Annotated in this window: 14 protein-coding genes; 2 read left to right on the top strand and 12 right to left on the bottom strand. The window is 59.7% G+C overall.

Translation table 11 applies throughout. The annotated features are described in order from the left end of the window. Positions 1-91: 91 nt before the first annotated feature. From carB to pvcA, 6 genes are all read right to left on the bottom strand, one after another. On the bottom strand, positions 92-3316 hold the full coding sequence (carB, locus tag ACJ8J1_RS20605) for a carbamoyl-phosphate synthase large subunit (RefSeq protein WP_025301533.1): 3225 nt from the start codon (positions 3314-3316) through the stop codon (positions 92-94). A 16-nt stretch (positions 3317-3332) separates the two neighbouring features. Beyond that, positions 3333-4481 (bottom strand): glutamine-hydrolyzing carbamoyl-phosphate synthase small subunit, encoded by a 1149-nt coding sequence (gene carA / locus ACJ8J1_RS20600; RefSeq protein ID WP_071883584.1) that lies wholly within the window; start codon positions 4479-4481, stop codon positions 3333-3335. 470 nt (positions 4482-4951) lie between these two features. Further along, positions 4952-5773 carry a 4-hydroxy-tetrahydrodipicolinate reductase gene (dapB, locus tag ACJ8J1_RS20595; RefSeq protein ID WP_033641824.1) on the bottom strand — a complete coding sequence of 274 codons (822 nt, stop codon included), beginning with the start codon at positions 5771-5773 and terminating at the stop codon, positions 4952-4954. Between the two features lie 263 nt (positions 5774-6036). After that, positions 6037-7296 (bottom strand): glycosyltransferase, encoded by a 1260-nt coding sequence (locus tag ACJ8J1_RS20590; protein WP_033641823.1) that lies wholly within the window; start codon positions 7294-7296, stop codon positions 6037-6039. Between the two features lie 25 nt (positions 7297-7321). After that, positions 7322-8185, bottom strand: coding sequence for a TauD/TfdA dioxygenase family protein (locus ACJ8J1_RS20585; protein ID WP_033641822.1), 864 nt, complete (start codon positions 8183-8185; stop codon positions 7322-7324). A 95-nt stretch (positions 8186-8280) separates the two neighbouring features. Further along, on the bottom strand, positions 8281-9249 hold the full coding sequence (gene pvcA / locus ACJ8J1_RS20580) for an L-tyrosine isonitrile synthase (protein ID WP_033641821.1): 969 nt from the start codon (positions 9247-9249) through the stop codon (positions 8281-8283). A gap of 191 nt (positions 9250-9440) precedes the next feature. Here pvcA and ACJ8J1_RS20575 point away from each other — a divergent pair, with 191 nt between their 5' ends. Continuing rightward, positions 9441-10367, top strand: coding sequence for a LysR family transcriptional regulator (locus tag ACJ8J1_RS20575; RefSeq protein WP_033641820.1), 927 nt, complete (start codon positions 9441-9443; stop codon positions 10365-10367). Positions 10368-10639: 272 nt separating this feature from the next. On the opposite strand, the gene ispH is transcribed toward ACJ8J1_RS20575, so the two are convergent. The 5 genes from ispH to ribF form a co-directional block, all read right to left on the bottom strand. Beyond that, positions 10640-11593, bottom strand: a complete 954-nt coding sequence (gene ispH / locus ACJ8J1_RS20570; protein ID WP_033641819.1) for a 4-hydroxy-3-methylbut-2-enyl diphosphate reductase — start codon at positions 11591-11593, stop codon at positions 10640-10642. Beyond that, entirely contained in the window at positions 11574-12044 is a 471-nt protein-coding gene (fkpB, locus tag ACJ8J1_RS20565; protein ID WP_016929135.1) for an FKBP-type peptidyl-prolyl cis-trans isomerase, read from the bottom strand. The genes ispH and fkpB overlap by 20 nt, the downstream gene beginning before the upstream one ends. Before the next feature lies 1 nt (position 12045). Continuing rightward, positions 12046-12555, bottom strand: coding sequence for a signal peptidase II (lspA, locus tag ACJ8J1_RS20560; protein ID WP_025301524.1), 510 nt, complete (start codon positions 12553-12555; stop codon positions 12046-12048). 13 nt (positions 12556-12568) lie between these two features. Beyond that, positions 12569-15385 carry an isoleucine--tRNA ligase gene (gene ileS / locus ACJ8J1_RS20555; RefSeq protein WP_033641818.1) on the bottom strand — a complete coding sequence of 939 codons (2817 nt, stop codon included), beginning with the start codon at positions 15383-15385 and terminating at the stop codon, positions 12569-12571. Positions 15386-15541: 156 nt separating this feature from the next. Next, positions 15542-16480, bottom strand: a complete 939-nt coding sequence (gene ribF, locus ACJ8J1_RS20550; RefSeq protein ID WP_033641817.1) for a bifunctional riboflavin kinase/FAD synthetase — start codon at positions 16478-16480, stop codon at positions 15542-15544. A gap of 390 nt (positions 16481-16870) precedes the next feature. On the opposite strand from ribF, the gene rpsT reads away from it, so the two are divergent. Beyond that, complete coding sequence (gene rpsT / locus ACJ8J1_RS20545; protein WP_004932960.1) at positions 16871-17134, top strand: 30S ribosomal protein S20; 264 nt, start codon at positions 16871-16873, stop codon at positions 17132-17134. A 71-nt stretch (positions 17135-17205) separates the two neighbouring features. Here rpsT and nhaR read toward each other — a convergent pair whose 3' ends face one another. Next, positions 17206-18105 carry a transcriptional activator NhaR gene (gene nhaR, locus ACJ8J1_RS20540; protein WP_004932962.1) on the bottom strand — a complete coding sequence of 300 codons (900 nt, stop codon included), beginning with the start codon at positions 18103-18105 and terminating at the stop codon, positions 17206-17208. Positions 18106-18236: the final 131 nt, after the last annotated feature.

The raw sequence follows: 18236 nt of genomic DNA, 5'->3' as shown, positions 1-18236 counted from the left end.
GATAGCGGAAATTTTTAACGCCAGCCTACAAATTCACTGAATAAAAAAGGGCGCTGCATCTGCAGCGCCCTGGCGTAGCGTTCTCGCGCGGTTACTTACCAATACGCGCGTGCATTTCCTGCACCGATGTAACCTGCTCGGTCGGATCCGCTTTCAGCGCCATCGCGGTGGCGAAGCCGCCGTTCAGCGTGGTGTCGTAGTGCACCTTGTACTGCAGGGCGCTGCGGCGAATCAGCTTGGAGTCCTCAATCGCCTGACGGCCTGCCGTGGTGTTGACGATGTAGGTGTACTCACCGTTCTTGATACGGTCCTGAATGTGCGGACGCCCTTCGTGCACCTTGTTGACCAGGCGCGGGTTGATGCCCGCTTCGCCCAGCACCACCGCGGTGCCGTGGGTCGCGTCCAGCTCAAAGCCCTGCTTCAGCAGGCTGGCGGCCAAATCGACCACGCGAGCCTTGTCGCCTTCGCGCACCGACAGCAGCGCGCGGCCCTGTTTCTTCATGCCCGAGTTGCTGCCCAGCATCGCTTTGGAGAAAGCTTCCGCGAAGGTGCGGCCCACGCCCATCACTTCCCCGGTAGAGCGCATTTCCGGCCCCAAAATCGGGTCGACGCCCGGGAATTTGTTGAACGGCAGCACCACTTCTTTCACCGAGTAGTACGGCGGGATGATCTCTTCGGTCACGCCCTGTTCAACCAGCGTTTTGCCCGCCATCACGCGCGCGGCCACTTTGGCCAGCGGCACGCCGGTCGCTTTGGACACGAACGGCACGGTACGCGCGGCGCGCGGGTTGACTTCAATCAGGTAAACTTCGTTGTCCTTCACCGCGAACTGCACGTTCATCAGGCCGCGCACCTGCAGCTCGAACGCCAGTTTTTCCACCTGGCGACGCATCACGTCCTGAATTTCCTGGCTCAGGGTGTACGCCGGCAGCGAACACGCGGAGTCGCCGGAGTGCACGCCCGCCTGCTCGATGTGCTCCATAATGCCGCCAATCAGCACGCGCTCGCCGTCGCAGATAGCATCGACATCCACTTCCACCGCATCGTCCAGGAAGCGATCCAGCAACACCGGCGCATCGTTGGACACGCTGACCGCGGTCTGGAAGTAGCGGCGCAGGTCGGTTTCGTCATAGACGATTTCCATCGCCCGGCCGCCCAGCACGTAGGAAGGACGCACCACCAGCGGATAACCGATGCCCGCCGCCTTCTCGACCGCCTGCTCGATGGCGGTGACGGTGGCGTTGGCCGGCTGCTTCAGGCCCAGGCGGTTGACCGCCTGCTGGAAGCGTTCGCGGTCTTCGGCACGGTCGATGGCGTCCGGGCTGGTGCCGATGATCGGCACGCCTGCGGCTTCCAGCTCGCGCGCCAGCTTCAGCGGGGTCTGGCCGCCGTACTGCACGATAACGCCTTTCGGTTTCTCGATGCGCACGATTTCCAGCACGTCTTCCAGGGTCACCGGCTCAAAGTACAGGCGGTCCGAGGTGTCGTAGTCGGTGGAGACGGTTTCCGGGTTGCAGTTGACCATGATGGTCTCGTAGCCGTCTTCACGCAGCGCCAGCGAAGCGTGCACGCAGCAGTAGTCGAACTCGATGCCCTGGCCGATACGGTTCGGCCCGCCGCCCAGCACCATCACTTTCGGCCGGTCGTTGGTCGGGTTGGACTCGCACTCTTCTTCATAGGTGGAGTACATGTAGGCGGTGTCGGTAGCGAATTCCGCCGCGCAGGTATCCACGCGCTTGTACACCGGATGCAGGCCGTGGCTGTGGCGCAGCTTGCGAATTTCGCTCTCGGCGACGCCGGCCAGCTTGGCCAGACGCGCATCGGCGAAGCCCTTGCGCTTCAACGTGCGCAGGAAGTCTTTGTCCAGGCCGTTGATGCCCGCTTCTGCCACCTGCTCTTCCAGGCGCACCAGCTCTTCAATCTGCACCAGGAACCAGCGATCGACGTTGGTCAGGTTGAAGACGCCGTCGACCGACAGACCGGCGCGGAAGGCGTCGGCGATGTACCAGATGCGGTCGGAACCGGCGTCTTTCAGCTCGCGGCGGATTTTGGTCAGCGCTTCCGGATCGTCCAGGCTCACTTTCGGATCGAAGCCGGTGGCGCCCACTTCCAGACCGCGCAGCGCTTTCTGCAGCGACTCTTGCTGAGTGCGGCCGATGGCCATCACTTCGCCGACCGACTTCATCTGGGTAGTCAGGCGATCGTTGGCGCCGGCGAACTTCTCGAAGTTGAAGCGCGGGATCTTGGTCACGACGTAGTCGATGGACGGCTCGAACGACGCCGGGGTGCGGCCGCCGGTGATGTCGTTCATCAGCTCATCGAGGGTATAGCCCACCGCCAGTTTGGCGGCGATCTTGGCGATCGGGAAGCCGGTGGCTTTCGACGCCAGCGCCGAAGAGCGCGACACGCGCGGGTTCATCTCGATGACAATCAGGCGGCCGGTTTTCGGGTTAACCGAGAACTGCACGTTGGAGCCGCCGGTTTCAACGCCGATCTCACGCAGCACCGCCATCGAGGCGTTGCGCATGATTTGGTATTCCTTATCGGTCAGGGTCTGGGCCGGCGCAACGGTGATCGAGTCGCCGGTGTGGATGCCCATGGCGTCGAAGTTTTCGATGGAGCAAACGATGATGCAGTTGTCGTTCTTATCACGCACCACTTCCATCTCGTATTCTTTCCAACCGATCAGCGATTCGTCGATCAGCAGCTCGTTGGTCGGCGACAGGTCCAGACCGCGTTCGCAGATCTCTTCGAACTCTTCGCGGTTGTAGGCGATGCCGCCGCCGGTGCCGCCCATGGTAAAGGAAGGACGGATGATGCACGGGAAGCCGACGTCAGCGGCTACCGCCAGCGCTTCTTCCATGGTGTGCGCGATGCCGGAACGCGCGGTATCCAAACCGATTTTCTTCATCGCCACGTCGAAACGGCGGCGGTCTTCGGCCTTGTCGATGGCATCGGCAGTTGCGCCGATCATGGTGACGCCGAACTCGGCCAGCACGCCCTGACGCTCCAGCTCCAGCGCGCAGTTCAGCGCCGTCTGGCCGCCCATGGTCGGCAGAACCGCATCCGGACGCTCTTTTTCGATGATCTTGCGCACCACTTCCCAGTGGATCGGCTCAATGTAGGTCGCATCGGCCATTTCCGGGTCGGTCATGATGGTCGCCGGGTTGGAGTTGACCAGAATGACGCGGTAACCCTCTTCGCGCAGCGCTTTACACGCCTGGGCGCCCGAGTAGTCGAACTCACACGCCTGGCCGATAACAATCGGGCCAGCGCCGAGGATCAGGATGCTTTTTATGTCTGTACGTTTTGGCATTTTTTACTGCTCCTGATTATTTGGCGTTAGAACGGTAAGTCTCAATCAGTTCGATAAAGTGATCGAACAGCGGCGCGGCGTCGTGCGGGCCTGGGCTGGCTTCCGGGTGCCCCTGGAAGCTGAACGCCGCCTTGTCGGTGCGGTGAATGCCCTGCACCGTGTGGTCGAACAGCGATTTGTGCGTCACGCGCAGATTCGCCGGCAGGTCGTTTTCATCGACGGCGAAGCCGTGGTTCTGCGCGGTGATCATCACCGTGTTGTTGTCCAGATCCTTCACCGGGTGGTTGCCGCCGTGGTGGCCGAGCTTCATCTTCATGGTTTTCGCCCCGCTGGCCAGCGCCAGCAGCTGGTGACCCAGACAGATGCCGAATACCGGAATGTCGGTTTCCAGGAACTGCTTGATGGCGGCGATGGCGTAGTCGCACGGCTCCGGGTCGCCCGGGCCGTTGGACAGGAAGATGCCGTCCGGATTCATTTTCAGCACCTCGTCGGCCGGGGTCTGCGCCGGCACCACGGTCAGGCGGCAACCGCGATCCACCAGCATGCGCAGGATGTTGCGCTTGGCGCCGTAGTCGTAAGCCACCACGTGGAACGGCAGTTCCGCGGCGGTTTTGGCTTCCGGCAGGTCGCCTTCAAGCGTCCAGCTGCCTTGCTGCCAGCTGTAGGCCTCTTGAGTGGTGACCTCTTTCGCCAAATCCATGCCCTTCAACCCCGGGAAACCTTGCGCCTTGGCCAGAGCCAGCGCGGCATCCGGCGAATCGGCGGCGACGATGCAGCCGTTCTGGGCGCCTTTTTCGCGCAGCAGGCGAGTCAACTTACGGGTATCGATATCGGCGATCGCCACGATGTTGTGACGCTTGAGGTAGTCGGACAGGCTTTCTTCACTGCGGTAGTTGCTGGCGATCAGCGGGAGGTCACGAATGACGAGGCCTTGGGCGTGTACTGCGGAGGATTCTTCGTCGGAAGCATTGGTGCCGACATTGCCGATATGAGGATAAGTAAGAGTAACGATCTGGCGGGAATAGGAAGGATCAGTGAGGATTTCTTGATAACCGGTCATCGACGTATTGAAGACCACTTCCCCCACTGCCGTTCCCTCTGCCCCGATGGCCCGACCGTGGAATTGGGTTCCGTCTTCCAGAACCAATAGCGCTGACTTTATCAAAACATCCTCCGAGGAATAATCAATCACAATATTTGCATATTAATTCAGATATCGCGATCTAAATCAATGCAAAAACCGTCCGCGAGGCCAATTTTTGGCAAATTGGGCGCATTTTAATGATGAGTGCCTGGCTTGTCTACCCAAACTGCCGTTTTTTGTTTTATTTTTGCAGTTCTCGGCGCGCATGCGGCTTGAGCGCCGATAAAAACACAGAAAACCGGGGCTGGAAAACGGTTGCGGGGAAGAATGACGGAAAACGGCGCCGGAATGGAACAAAAAAGACGCTAAAAAAGCCGAGAGTGGAAAAAAAGGAGATGATTAGCAAAGTAAATATAGATAAATAACATCTTTGACAATAAAACAAATCCAACATGATATTTATCATGTTAAAAAAAAGGACAATAAAATTATTGCCCTATTATCATAGCATTACGACCAATACAACCACATCACGATGGTATACAAATCAATTATAACTGGTCCAAATTCAATACATCTCGCATATCAAACAGACCTTTATCCCGACTCCGAAGCCAGGAAGCCGCGCGCACCGCGCCGCTGGCGAAAGTCATGCGGCTGGAGGCCTTGTGGGTGATTTCCACCCGTTCACCGATGTCGGCGAACATCGCGGTGTGCTCGCCGACGATGTCGCCGGCGCGAATGGTGGCAAAGCCGATGCTTTTCGGATCGCGTTCGCCGGTATGGCCTTCGCGCGCATAGACCGCACAGTTTTTCAGATCGCGCCCCAGCGCGCCGGCGATCGCTTCGCCCATGGCCAACGCCGTGCCCGACGGCGCATCCACTTTGTGGCGGTGGTGCGCCTCAACGATTTCGATGTCGGTGTAGTCGCCCATCACCTGCGCGGCCTTCTCCAGCAGTTTCAGCACCAGGTTGACGCCGACGCTGAAGTTGGCGGCGAACACGATGCCGATGTGCTGCGCCGCAGCGCGGATCGCCTGTTTGCCGGCGTCATCGAAGCCGGTGGTGCCGATCACCATCGCCTTGTGGTGCGCCACGCAAAATTCCAGGTAGCCCAGGGTGCTTTCAGGGCGGGTGAAGTCGATCAAAATATCGAACTCGCTCGCCACTTTATCCAGACTGTCACTCACCTTGACGCCCAGCGCGCCGATGCCCGCCAGCTCGCCGGCATCAACGCCGACCAGGCTCGATCCCGGTCGTGACAGCGCCGCCCCCAACACCACGCCTTCCGCCTGCTGTACCGCCTGGATCAATTGACGGCCCATCCGGCCGCCGGCGCCCGCAATCGCAATGCGGATTTGTGAATCTTTCATGCTTGCTCTCTTCTTGATGTAACGCGTATCCCATTAACCTATCGATTCAGGGTAACTGCCCCGCTGCAGCGCCGCCAGAGGATTCATTTCATAATTAGAAAATTATGATATTGCGCTTCTTTCATCAGCGGCGCTGTCATGAGATTAACATTCAACCGATTTGGCGGCCTGCGACGATTGTACATAATCATGCAGTTTTCATTGCAAGAAAATGCAGAAAAAAGGCGCCGAAAACGGCGCCTGAGGAACGGAGTGCGGCGGGGTCAAGCGGTAATGGCGGCCACTTCGTTGGCTATCGCCGTCAGCGCATCGTGGCGAGCATAGTCCTCCTGCACCAGCGCCGCGCGCCGGCGATAGATCGGCTGTTGCAGAATGCGCGTCGCTGCCGCCAGTATTTGTTCCGCGCTTGGCGTGCTGGTATGCAGGCTGATGCCGCAACCGGCGGCCACCACGCGCGCGGCCGCCTCCAGCTTGTCCTCACCGGTGCCGGCGACAATCAGCGGCACGCCGCTGTCCAGCGCATAGTTGATCGAGCCGTAACCGCCGTTGGTGATCAAGAGCGCCGCCTGCGGCAACCAGTGTTCGAAGGAGATAAACGCCCGCACTCGGGCGTTGTCCGGCAACGCGTCCATCAGCCCTTCGGTCGCCCGCCCGCCGGTGGTGGCCAACACCCGCACCGGCAGATGCGCCAGCGCCTGCAGCGTCGGCACGATCAGCTGATGCAGATCGACATTGGCCAGCGTGCCCTGAGACACGATCACCAGCGGCCGACGATCGTCCTCCTCCCACAGCGCCTCTTCCGCGGCCGGTTGACCACCGCTGCGCAGCGGCCCGACGAAGCGCACGCCGCTCGGCAGGTCGTCGCGCTCATATTCCAGCGCCGTGGTGGCCAACTGCAGGAAACGCTCGCAGCCGCCGATCAACGCATCGGTAAACGGGCGATTCAGCGGCCGCCCGCCCGCTTGCACCAGCGCGGCATCAAAGCTTTGCTGCACCTCATCAAGCAACACCCGCGTCGCTTCATCCACCAATTGCTCGCGGGTCAGCGCCCGCGGCAGCAGCGCCGGCGGGATGCGCGGGCCATAGAAAATGGCGTCGCGCGAAGAATACGACAGCGGCGTGACGCCGATCCCGAAGACCGGCGGCCGTTCGGCGGACTGCAGCAGCGGCAGCACGCCGTAGAAGCAGTTCTCCACCATCAGCAGATCGGTCTTTTCGGCGGCGATGGCCGCACGCAGCTGACGATCCAACAGTGGGATCGGCGCGGCGAAGAAATCTTTCAGCGCCAGCGCCATCTGCGCATTGCCCGGCGGCAGCGCGGCGCGCTCGGGGAAATGCGCCTCCAGGTGGCGATAGTCGAAGTCCACCTGCGCGTCGAACGGCACGAAGCTCGCCCCAGCCGCTTCGGCGCGTTCGCGGAACAGCGCGCCGGTCATCACCCGCACCTGATGCCCTTGGGCGATCAGGTGGCGAGCGATGGCTAACATCGGGTAGACGTGCCCCGGAGTGGCGACCGCCGCCATCAGTATCCTTGCCATAATGCTCCTTTTAAGCTTCTGCGTTGGCCGGCTTCAGCGCCAGATTGGCGCACACCGGATTGCTTTGAATATGCACGCGCTGCAAATGACGCGCGGAACGGGCGGTAAAGCCCTCGCGGCCGTGCAGCAGCGAGAAGTTGTCCGCGACCACCACGTCACCCTGTTGCCACTGGTGGGCATAATAGTGACACGGATCGTACAGGTGCTGCTGCAGAGTACGGTGGAACTGTTCCTGCTGCTGCGCCGGCACGCCGTGATATTCCAGCGCGTGCTGGTTGAGGAATTTTTTTCCCTCCGTCGGCGGTTCATTGTAGCGCATGATCAATCCTCTGCCGTTCGGGTGCTGCACCACCAGCGGCGAACAGACTTCGCCGCCGTAATGCACCACCTGCTTGATGCGGTAGGTGATAGACACCGACAGCCACTGCTCCAGCAACGCTTCGTCCGCATTGGCCAGCAAGCGCGTGGTGTCGACGAAGGTGGTACATCCGCCTTCGTCCGGCGACGGCGCCGCCACGCAGTGGAATAACTGGAACTCGGGGATGGTCGGCTTATACATGCCATCCCAATGCAGCGGGACGTAGCTGCTGTCGAAGATATGATCCTTGGCGTCCGGATGTTCCTTCACGTCCAGCACCGCACCGAACGGCCACATCATGATCTCGCCCCACTGTTCGGCATAGCGAGTCAGGACTTCCGGCTCGCTGAAACCGGAGTCGAATCCGCGCAGCACCAGCAAGTGGTGCTCCTGCGCCAGCGCTCGCAGCGCCGCCACCGGCAGCTCGCTGACCTTTTGCCCCGGATGCTGCGGCGTCAGGATCGCGCCGAACGGGGTGTTCGGTTGAATGTGGCAATTAAGCGGTTGGTTGTTCATAGTGATTCTCCTTGCATCGAATGTGCTGCTCACATGGCAACGTGCCGTCAAAAAGGCGCCCGTCAGGATTTCGGGCGCAAAAGCATGCAGCGGCCTCAGGCCATCTGCGGTTGTTCGATCAGGTAATGGCTCGGCGTGCCGCGGATCTCAACCAACTCGCCGTCCAGGCTCTGCGCGTCTTTACGCTTCATCAGCACGAACTGGCCGTTCACGTTGGCCGCCACGCCATGCCACGGCGTCAGCCAGTCGTCTTTGGTCGGCATCATGTGGATGCCTATCTTCAGGCTGTCGGCCGGCTGCGGGTGAATCGACAGGCGGATCGCCGCCGGGAAATGCTGGGCCAGCAGGTTGCCCCAGGCCCAGCTGCGCTGGATAACGCCGCAGGCGCGCCGTTTGGCGTCTTTTTGCAGCGCGGCGTTGGAACCGCTGTAGCCCGGCAGGAGGCTGTCTTCATATAAGAAGCGCGTGATGGCGCGATACAGCATTAATCCCTGCTCGTCCTGCATCAGCTGGCGCTTGATCGCCTCTTCCGATTCGGCATAACCGTCCACCAACAGCCGGCGCAGCAGATCGTAGTCATCGGTATGCTCCGCCAGGCCTTTGACATCGCCAAGGTTGAACACGCTCAGGTGAGTTGCGCCCACTTCATGCAGCAGGTTTTCAATCTCTCGTTGATAATGGTTGATCGCTTCGTCGCTGACGCGGATCAGATCGCCGAACACGTGGCCGTCGGAACAGATAACGATATGCGCGCCCGGCGGGTAATAGAGTTGAATGCGCTGGCACAGCGAGTTGAGGAAGATCAGCGACAGCCGCTCCGCCATGTCCGGCACCGCGCCTATCACTTTATTGGCGTTGGGTGACTTGGTCGGAAAAGCCGGCAGCACGAATTCGATGCGCTGGTCGTTTTCAATGAATGCCCGAATGCGCGGCAATTGCACCTGAGTGACCTGCCGCTCCTCTTCAGCCAGAGAAGCATCGTCGGCGATGAGGCGACGTCGATATTGCAATAATTCACGTAGGATTTTTAATGCTATCTCTTCTTTTTTCTGTGCGCTATCCACAATGAGCTCCTGTTGCGATGTGGCGCGGGTGTATTATTGGCAAGCGCAATAAGATTTATCAAAAAGAGATAAAGCGCATGCAAAATAATAATCAGCCCGGCGTTTATATGCTTCAGGTAATATAGGAAAGATGGTGCTATATTATTAGCCCGTATAACTCACAATCTAGGTTAAGTTGTGCTTAACAAACTATGAGCAATATTTTAAAACGCATGGCCATTTTCTCAAAAGTGGTCGATTGTGGCGCATTCAGCATGGCGGCAAAAGAATTGGGCATGACGACCTCCGCCGTCAGCCAGCATATTCGCCAGCTGGAGGAACATCTGGGTATTCAATTACTGTTGCGATCGACGCGCTCATTGAGCCTGACCGAAGCCGGATTGTGCTTTTATGAAGATTGTCTGCTGATGATCCACGCCGCCGAGCGCGGGCAACAGCGGATCGCCGCGCTGCGCGGCGAGCTGGTCGGTGAACTGCGCGTCGCCACCTCGACCGAATTCGCCACCCATTATCTGGTGCCGGCGCTGCAGAGCTTCCTCGACGAACACCCGCGCATCACGCTGCGGTTGGAAATCCACGATGAGAGAATAGACCTCATCGCGCAACGCATCGATCTGGCGATACGCGGCGGCGCGCTGGCTGACTCCAGCTACGTCTCCACGCGGCTGGCGCGCTGCCGCGAAGTGCTGTGCGCCTCCCCGGCCTACCTGGCGAACTACGGGGTGCCGGATTCGCCACAGGCGCTGACGCAACATCACTGGGTCACCTTTACGCCGCTCGGCAATCCGCAGTTTGTTCGCCTGATCCATCGCGACGGCGGCGAGCACCGCATGCGCATGACCGGGCGACTGTTCACCAACAGCGGCATGGCGATGAAGGAGCTGGCGCTGACCGGCAAAGGCATCATTCGCAATTTCTTCGCCAACGTCGAGCGAGAGTTGCGCAGCGGCGAGCTGATTGAAATATTGCCCGACTGGCGATTACCGGAAATTAATTGCTATGCCATTATGCCGCGACGGGAGATCCAGCCATTAAAAGTCCGGCGATTGCTGGAGCATATGAAGCTCTATTTAAAGGAGAAAGGATTAAACGACCTAGAACAGATTCGACAAGAATAAAATAAGAAACATCTGCAAGACTACTATTGTAATTATTGTAATCACGTTGACGACACCAGGCCCTATTTAGATTGCAGCCTAATGATATTCTATTTAATGACTTCATTCAGCCTATATAATTAATGACGCCACCGCTATTTCAAATACTCAGAATAAATTTGGCTTTAGTTAGCAGAAAATTTGAATATGCTCAGCATTTTATTTTTAATGCCGTTGGCATTCCCAAAAAAAACGGGAAGCCTAAGCTCCCCGTTGTCATTCACTCACGCACCTCAGTCAATCTGCCGGACGTCCACGCGCAGCTCTTTCGGCACTTCGAACACGATGTTCTCTTCACGCCCGCTGATTTCATGCACGTCGACACCGCCCAGCGCTTTCAGGCGAGAGATCACCTCCTGCACCAGCACGTCCGGCGCCGAAGCGCCGGCGGTGACGCCGATGTTGCGCGCTTCGCTCAGCCAACTTTCCTGAATATCCGCCGCCGAATCGATCAGATAAGCCGGTTTGCCCACGCGCTGCGCCAGTTCGGCCAGACGGTTAGAGTTGGAAGAGTTCTTCGACCCCACCACCAGCACCACGTCCGCATCGCCGGCCAGGTTACGCACCGCTTCCTGACGGTTGGTGGTGGCGTAGCAAATGTCATCCTTGCGCGGACCGATAATGCTCGGGAAGCGCTGACGCAGCGCATCGATCACGTCCGAGGTATCATCAACCGACAGCGTGGTCTGCGTCATGAAGCACAGGTTGTTTTCGTCTTTCACCTGCAGCTTCCACACGTCTTCCGGCGATTCGACCAGGTACATGCCGCCCTGCGGGTTGCTGTACTGGCCCATGGTGCCTTCCACCTCCGGGTGCCCGGCATGGCCGATCAGAATCGCTTCGGTGCCGCGGCGGCTGGCGCGCGCCACTTCCATATGCACCTTGGTCACCAGCGGACAGGTGGCGTCGAACAGCATGGTCAGATCGCGCGCCTTGGCTTCGGCGCGCACGGCTTGAGACACGCCGTGCGCCGAGAAGATCAGGATAGAGCCGTCCGGCACTTCGGCGATCTCTTCGATAAACACGGCGCCACGCTCACGCAGGCTGTCGACCACGTAGCGGTTGTGCACCACTTCATGCCGTACGTAGATCGGCGCGCCATACAGCTCCAGCGCGCGTTCCACGATGCTGATCGCACGATCAACCCCGGCGCAGAAGCCGCGCGGGTTAGCCAGCAATATTTGCATGCGTCTCCTCCTGCTGCGGATCGATCTCCAGCACTTCGATGTCGAAGGTCACCGGATGGCCCGCCAGCGGATGGTTGAAATCGACGGTGATCGAATCTTCCGCCACCGCGCGCACCACGCCCGGCATTTCGCTGCCGTCAATCGCGGTAAACAGCATGATGGTGCCCACGTCCGGCACGCCGGTTTCCGCGAAGTCGCGGCGCGAGAAGAACTGGACCAGATCCGGGTTCTCCGCGCCGAACGCCGCTTCCGGCTGCAGGGTAAAGGCGCGCTTGTCGCCCGCGCGCAGGCCGAGCAGCTGCTCTTCCAGCGGCGCCGACAGGCTGCCGTCACCCAGGCGGAACAGCGCCGGTTTGCCGCTGCTGCGGGTGGATTCGGCGGTCGAACCGTCTTCCAGTTTCAGCGTAAAGTGAACCAGCACCGCGCTGTCACTGATAACCTGAGCCGTCATATTACTCACCTTTGCTCTTTGCGCCTTTGTTCGCCGGCGACAGGAAACCTTCCAGCACGATCATCGCCGCGCCCACGCAGATAAAGCTGTCCGCCAGATTGAAGGTCGGGTAGTGCCAGTCACCGACGTAAAAGTCGATGAAATCGACCACGAAACCGTGCCACAGGCGATCGAACAGGTTGCCCAACGCCCCGCCGATGATAAAGGCGTAGGCGATGTTGTTCAGCTTCTGCTGCGCCGCGCTGCGGTACATCATCACCAGCAGCACCGCGACGATGGCGATGGCGATGCCGGCGAAGAACCAGCGTTGCCAACCGCCATGATCGGCCAGGAAGCTGAACGCGGCGCCGTAGTTGCGCGCGTAAAACAGGTTGAACGACGGGATCAACGGCTGGGACTGGCCCAGCGTAAAGTTAGCGAGGATCCACTGTTTGCTGCCAAAATCCAGCGCCAGCACCGCCACTACAACCCACAGCCAACGCAGGCCGGTCGAACAAATTGGTTTACTCATCAGGCGCAAGTTCTCAGGCAAAGTTACGCTTCTCGCCGTCACCGGCGACGTTGCTCACACAGCGGCCGCAGATGTCTGCATGCTCCGCCACCAGGCCGATATCGGTGGTGTAATGCCAGCAGCGCGGGCACTTCTCACCTGGCGCCGTGCTGAAGGCGATCTTCAGCCCTTTCAGCAGCTCGGAGGCCTGCGCGTCGGCCGGCGCCTCCGCCAATGGCGCAACGCTTGCCGCAGAGGTCAGCAGCACAAAGCGCAGCTCATCCTGCAGGCTGTTCAGACGCGCCGCCAACTCGCTGTCGGCATACAGCGTCACCGCCGCTTCCAGCGAACCGCCGAGGCGTTTGTCCGCACGCGCCTGCTCCAGCACCTTGTTCACTTCGCCGCGCACTTTCAGCAGCTCAGCCCAGAAAGCGTCGTTCATCGGCTCGCCTTCCGCCAGCCCGAACAGGCCGTCGTACCACTCTTCGGTGAACACGTACTGCGCGCGTTTGCCCGGCATGAAGCCCCAGATCTCGTCTGCGGTGAACGACATGATCGGCGCCATCCAGCGCACCAGCGCTTCGACGATGTGATACAGCGCGGTCTGGCAGCTGCGGCGGGCGACGCTGTCGCTCTTGGCGGTATACTGACGATCCTTGATGATATCCAGGTAGAAGGAGCCCATCTCGACCGAACAGAACTGCATCAGGCGCTGCACCACTTCGTGGAAATCGTAGTTGGCATAAGCCTGCTCGATATCCTGCTGCGCCGCCAGCGCGCGGCCGACCGCCCAGCGATCCAGCACCACCATGTCTTCCGGCGCCACGCAATCGGTGCTTGGCTCGAACCCGTTCAGGTTGGCCAGCAGGAAGCGCGCGGTGTTGCGGATGCGGCGGTAAGAGTCGGCGGAACGCTTGAGGATCTCGTCGGACACCGCGATCTCGCCGGTGTAATCGGTCGACGCCACCCACAGACGCAGAATGTCGCCGCCCAGCTTGTTCATTACGTCCTGCGGGCTGACGGTGTTGCCGATCGACTTGGACATCTTGCGGCCCTGGCCGTCGACGGTGAAGCCGTGGGTCAGCACTTCCTTGTATGGCGCCTTGCCCTTCATCGCGGTGGAAATCATCAGCGATGACATGAACCAGCCGCGGTGTTGGTCGGAGCCTTCCAGATACATGTCGGCGCCGTGGCCGTTGAATTCAGGACGCACGTCGACAACGGAGGCGTGGGTAGAACCGGAATCGAACCACACGTCCAGCGTATCCGGCACTTTCACGTAGTCGGCGGCTTCCGCGCCGAGGATGTCGGCCGCGTCCAGATCCCACCAGGCCTGAATGCCGTCTTGCTCGACGCGCTTGGCCACTTCTTCCATCAGCTCAACGGTGCGCGGGTGCAGCTGCTCGGTCTCTTTGTGCACGAACAGCGACATCGGCACGCCCCAGGTACGCTGACGCGAGATGCACCAGTCCGGGCGGTTGGCCACCATCATCTCGATGCGCGCCTGGCCCCAATCCGGGATCCACTGCACGCCCTTGATCTCTTCCAGCGACTGCTGACGCAGGCCTTTCTGATCCATGCTGATGAACCATTGCGGCGTGGCGCGGAAGATGATTGGCGTCTTGTGGCGCCAGCAGCACGGATAGCTGTGCAGGAACTTCTCGACGTGCAGCAGCGCGCCTTTCTCGCGCAGCAGATCGACGATCAGATCGTTGGCCTTGAAGACGAACTTGCCGTCCAGCAGCGGGTAGGTGCCGGTCAGGTAGCAGCCGTTCGGCCCTACCGGGTTGGCCACTTCCAGGCCGTATTTCTGGCCGATCACGAAGTCGTCCGGGCCGTGACCCGGCGCTGTGTGCACCGCACCGGTACCGGCGTCCAGGGTCACATGCTCGCCGAGGATTGCCGGCACGTCGAAGTCCATGAACGGGTGTTTGAAGCGCAGCAGCTCCAGATCGGCGCCTTTGCAGCTGCCCAGCACCGTCCACTCGGTGATGCCGGCGCGTTTCATCACGCTTTCCACCAGTTCGGCCGCCAGGATCAGGCACTGGCCGTCAACCTGCACCAGTTGATAGGTGAAGTCCGGGTGCAGCGAGATCGCGCGGTTGGCCGGCAAGGTCCACGGCGTGGTGGTCCAGATAACCAGCGAGATGGCGCCGTTGAAGTGGCTCACGCCGAACTTGGCCGCCACGGCAGCCGCGTCGGCCGCATGGAAGGACACGTCGATCGACGGCGAAGTCTTGTCGTAATACTCCACTTCCGCTTCCGCCAGCGACGAGCCGCAGTCGGTGCACCAGTGAACCGGCTTGGCGCCTTTCAGCAGGTGGCCGTTGCTGATGATCTTGCCCAGCGCGCGGATGATGTTGGCTTCGGTTTTGAAGTCCATGGTCAGGTATGGACGATCCCAGTCGCCCAGCACGCCCAGGCGGATGAAGTCCTTCTTCTGGCCTTCAACCTGCTCGGCCGCGTACTCGCGGCACTTCTGGCGGAACTCGGCCGCCGTCAGCTTCTCGCCCGGTTTGCCGTACAGCTGCTCAACCTTCAGTTCGATAGGCAGGCCGTGGCAATCCCAACCCGGCACATAAGGCGAGTCGAAGCCGGCCATCCCTTTCGACTTGATGATAATGTCTTTGAGAATCTTGTTAACCGAGTGACCAATGTGAATGCTGCCGTTCGCATACGGAGGGCCGTCATGCAAAATGAAGGTTTTTTTGCCCTTTTTGGCAGTACGAATAATCCCGTACAGATCCTGTTCATACCAACGTTGCAGCATGCCAGGCTCGCGCTTGGCGAGATCGCCGCGCATCGGGAACCCTGTTTCCGGCAAGTTCAGGGTATTCTTGTAGTCACTCATGAGATTCTCGTTTCCGTTTTCGGCTATTTACCCGTCACACTTCAAGCTGCATCTTTGTCGGCCGCCCTTTCTCACCCGAATCACTTGCCTGTGCAAGCTCATCGGGGTTCGCGCGGTTGCCGCCGCGGTGCAACTCGAATTGTTTAGGGTAAACGATTAAACCAGTGTTTTTAACCCGAAGAACTTCCGGGCCGTCACCACATCATTGGCGATTTGCTGCTTCAGGGCATCGAGCGAAGCAAACCGTTGTTCGTTGCGCAATTTTGCGCGGAGCACCACCTCAATATGGCGCCCGTAAAGATCCATTGTGACATCCAGCAGATGCACTTCCAGCTGCTGGCGCACGCCGGCGACGGTCGGGCGCGTGCCGATGTTGGCCACGCCCGGCAGCGGCTGCGGCCCCAGGCCGTACACCTCCACCGCATACACCCCTTTCACCGGCGCCACCAGGCGCTTGAGCGGCAGGTTGGCGGTCGGGAAGCCGATGGTGCGGCCCAGCTCATCGCCGTGCACCACGCGCCCGGAGATGCTGTACGGGTGGCCCAACAGGGTCTCCGCCAGCGGCAGATCGTCCTCGCTCAGCGCAGTGCGGATCGCCGTACTGCTGATGCGCCGGTCGCCTTCGCGGAAGGTCGGGGTGCTGACCACGTCGAAGCCGTACTCTTTTCCGGCCTGCTGTAATAGCGGAAAATCGCCCTGACGCCCGGCGCCAAAGCGAAAATCATCCCCCACCATCAGGAATTTGACGCCGAGCTTCTCCACCAGCAGCTCGGCGACGAACGCCTGCGCGGTGTTGGCGGCAAAACGCGGATCGAACTTGACGCACAGCAGGTAATCAACGCCCGCCTGCGCCAGATAGTTGGCCTTATCGCGCAGGCGCGTCAAACGGGCCGGCGCCTTGTCTGCGGCGAACATCTCCAGCGGCTGCGGCTCAAAGATCATGACCATCACCGGCAGCCCGAGGCGTTGCCCTTGTTGCTTCAACTGCTCCAGCAGCGCCTGATGACCGCGGTGTACGCCGTCAAAGTTGCCGATGGTGAGCACGCAACCATGGTGGCGCGCCCGGATATTGTGAATGCCGCGAATTAGCTCCATAGCTGGCTCAAAACAGTGGAAATCGGCGGATTATACCTTGTACAGCCGGTAAGGTTAACCCGCGATTGGTGCCTTTATGTAATAGACATACCATACCGGAGATAATCTGCGCGTGAAACGGCTTCACCGCAGTTTATCCCGCGCCGCCGGGCCGATTCTCGACCGCGGCCAACGGCTTGCGCCCGCCGCGGCAAATCATTGGCGAATTTTCTCGCGAAACACTGTATTCCCAAGAGCGAAGCTGGTAAAATCCTGCGCCATCACAACGTAGCGAGTGCCGCCTGTACAAACGGCGCTTATTTGCACAAATCCATTGACAAACGAAGGCTAAAAGGGCATATTCCTCGGCCTTTGAATTGTCCTCAATAGAATATATTTGGGAGTTGGACCTTGGCTAATATCAAATCAGCTAAGAAACGCGCCGTACAGTCTGAGAAACGCCGCAAGCATAACGCAAGCCGTCGCTCAATGGTGCGTACCTTCATCAAGAAGGTAGACGCAGCTATCGCAGCTGGCGACAAAGAAGCAGCACAAAATGCATTCCTGGTAATGCAGCCACTGGTGGACCGTCAGGCAGCTAAAGGCCTGATCCACAAAAACAAAGCAGCGCGTCATAAGTCAAACCTGACTGCACGCATCAACGCAATGCAATAAGCATTTCGTTATCTGCTTGATAAAAAAACCGGCTCAGGCCGGTTTTTTTACGCCCTGCGTTCAGTGAACCGCTAGCAGGAAAACAGCGCCGAGAAGTCTTTGTTGCACACCCGCTGCACCGCCGGATGCTGGATCATGCGCTCGGCGAAGATAATGTAATACTCCTCCTGCACGCTGTCGATGCGCCCAATCTCCACCACGTTGTCATCGTTGTAGGTATCCTGCGCATACAGCGTCGGCGCCACGAAAATCGCGTTGTGGTACATGCCGAAGGCCTTCATCAGCGCCGCATCGTCGAACTCGCCCAGGATCTCCACCTGAATGCCCTGCGTATTGAACCAGTTAAGCAGCTTGCGCCCCAGCATCGAGCGGCGGCCGGGGATCAGCAACTTGCGCTGCTCCAGACAGGCCGGGAACGGCAACTCCGGCGCCGGCTGGCGGCAGAAGAAACTGATGCCGCACTCGCCCAGCTTCAGCGAGAACAGCCCTTCCTGCTGGCTGGAGTCCACCGGGCAATCCGACAGGATCATATCCAGCTTGTGCTGGCTGAGCTGCTCCAGCAGCATCTCGTGTGTCGATTCAAAACAACGCAGGTGGATCTGCTCGTTGTCCACCACCACCGCCGTTTCCAATACCTGGCTGACCAGCCGCTTCGACAGCGCATCCGCCACGCCGACGTCGAACAACAGGTTGGACTCTTTGCGGTAGTTGACGATATCCAGCATTTCCTGGCTGAGCATGAACATCTTGTCGGCATAGCGGAACACCAGCTGCCCCAGCTCCGAAGGCACCAACCCGCGCCCCTGGCGCTTGAACAGCTTGCCGTCCAACCGCTCTTCCAGCGCTTTGATCTGGCCGGTGATGGTCTGCGGCGTCAGGAACAACGCTTCAGCGGCGCCGACCACGGAACCGGCCTTGCAGACCTGCCAGAAATAGTAAAGGTGATTAAAGTTGATATGCGACATCCTCACGAGCGGCTCTCCTTAACAACGTTTCGCAGCGGCAAACGGTGTGCCGTGACGAGCGACAAACTTCCTTTCCCTGCTTCAGACAACGTATAGCCCCATTAGTCCCAACGAAGAACGGCCGAAGCTGCACATAT

This window comes from Serratia sp. CY37869, from assembly GCF_052168895.1.
In the GTDB taxonomy this organism is placed as follows: Bacteria; Pseudomonadota; Gammaproteobacteria; order Enterobacterales; family Enterobacteriaceae; genus Serratia; species Serratia ureilytica.
The sequence above is the reverse complement of the archived record's forward strand: the minus strand, read 5'-3'. Positions and strand labels throughout refer to the sequence as shown.

Bases quoted from the DNA above. Each gene is read 5' to 3' on its own strand.
- dapB (WP_033641824.1), bottom strand. From the start codon at position 5,773: ATGAAAGATTCACAAATCCGCATTGCGATTGCGGGCGCCGGCGGCCGG.
- ileS (WP_033641818.1), bottom strand. From the start codon at position 15,385: ATGAGTGACTACAAGAATACCCTGAACTTGCCGGAAACAGGGTTCCCG.
- ACJ8J1_RS20575 (WP_033641820.1), top strand. From the start codon at position 9,441: ATGAGCAATATTTTAAAACGCATGGCCATTTTCTCAAAAGTGGTCGAT.
- fkpB (WP_016929135.1), bottom strand. From the start codon at position 12,044: ATGACGGCTCAGGTTATCAGTGACAGCGCGGTGCTGGTTCACTTTACG.
- carB (WP_025301533.1), bottom strand. From the start codon at position 3,316: ATGCCAAAACGTACAGACATAAAAAGCATCCTGATCCTCGGCGCTGGC.
- ACJ8J1_RS20585 (WP_033641822.1), bottom strand. From the start codon at position 8,185: ATGAACAACCAACCGCTTAATTGCCACATTCAACCGAACACCCCGTTC.
- ACJ8J1_RS20590 (WP_033641823.1), bottom strand. From the start codon at position 7,296: ATGGCGGCGGTCGCCACTCCGGGGCACGTCTACCCGATGTTAGCCATC.
- ribF (WP_033641817.1), bottom strand. From the start codon at position 16,480: ATGGAGCTAATTCGCGGCATTCACAATATCCGGGCGCGCCACCATGGT.
- ispH (WP_033641819.1), bottom strand. From the start codon at position 11,593: ATGCAAATATTGCTGGCTAACCCGCGCGGCTTCTGCGCCGGGGTTGAT.
- lspA (WP_025301524.1), bottom strand. From the start codon at position 12,555: ATGAGTAAACCAATTTGTTCGACCGGCCTGCGTTGGCTGTGGGTTGTA.